The organism is Cryobacterium sp. PH29-G1, assembly GCF_030063365.1.
In the GTDB taxonomy this organism is placed as follows: Bacteria; Actinomycetota; Actinomycetes; order Actinomycetales; family Microbacteriaceae; genus Cryobacterium.
Window position 1 is genome coordinate 1 of record NZ_JASISY010000027.1, and the last position, 861, is coordinate 861.

At 67.8% G+C, this 861-nt stretch carries 1 protein-coding gene; it reads right to left on the bottom strand.

Features of this window, described 5'->3' with window-relative positions:
* Nucleotides 1-861 (bottom strand): HNH endonuclease signature motif containing protein (locus tag QMK22_RS17445; RefSeq protein WP_283498923.1); only part of this gene is annotated, 861 nt, incomplete at both ends.

Here is an 861-nt window from a genome sequence, read left to right on the forward strand (position 1 = left end):
GCTGAAGTGTTTCAGGTTGTGGTGTGCTGGGGAGAGGAAGTGCAGGTTGGTGGCGGTGGTGGGGCCGCCGAATTGTTTGTCGATGGTGTGGTCGAGGTCGCTGTGGCCGGCGGAGCGGTTGCAGCCGGGGAACCGGCAGGTTCCGTCGCGCAGTCGCAGGTACTTCTTCAAGCTGGCCGGTACCCGGAAGGGTTCTTGGCTGACGTCGAGCACGATGCCGGTGTGCGGGTGGGTGAGGATGCGCAGGAAGCTCGTCGCCGTGCCGGCCAGGCGGCGGGCGGTTTCCGGGTCGATCGGGCCGTAGCCTTCGAGTTCGGCCGGTTCTTCGCTTTTGCCCATCAGGGTGAGCACCGGCACGGTGATGTTGACGTTGGCGGTGAGGCCGGCGCCGAGGCCGCTGCCGGTGACGCCTTGCTGGAGCAGGTCGATGGCGACATCGGCGCGCAACTGGCTGAGGGTGCGCTCTTCGTCGGGGCCTTGCAGGCTGATGGCGGCGTCGGTGACGCGGGTGTAGACCGCCTGCAGGTCGTCACCGGCTGCGCGCAGCCAGAGCGTGGCCATGCCGTCTTTATCGGGGAAGAACAGCACCTTGCGATCGGACAGGCACTTGCTGCGGCGCACGGTGATGCTGTCCGGGTGGAACCGTTCGCGCAATTTGCGGGCCTTGCCGTCGAATTGTGTCGCGGTCAGGCGTTTCGCGTGCGGCAGCAGCACGCTCTCCAGTGCGTCGCGGGCGGGCTGGGGCACGGAGTCGAGCTGGTCGAGCAGGCGGCGGGCATGGCGGAGGGAGATGTCGCCGGTGCGGAGGGCATCGAGGGTTTGGGGGCGGGACTCGACCAGCACGCGGCTTTCGTGCAGGAG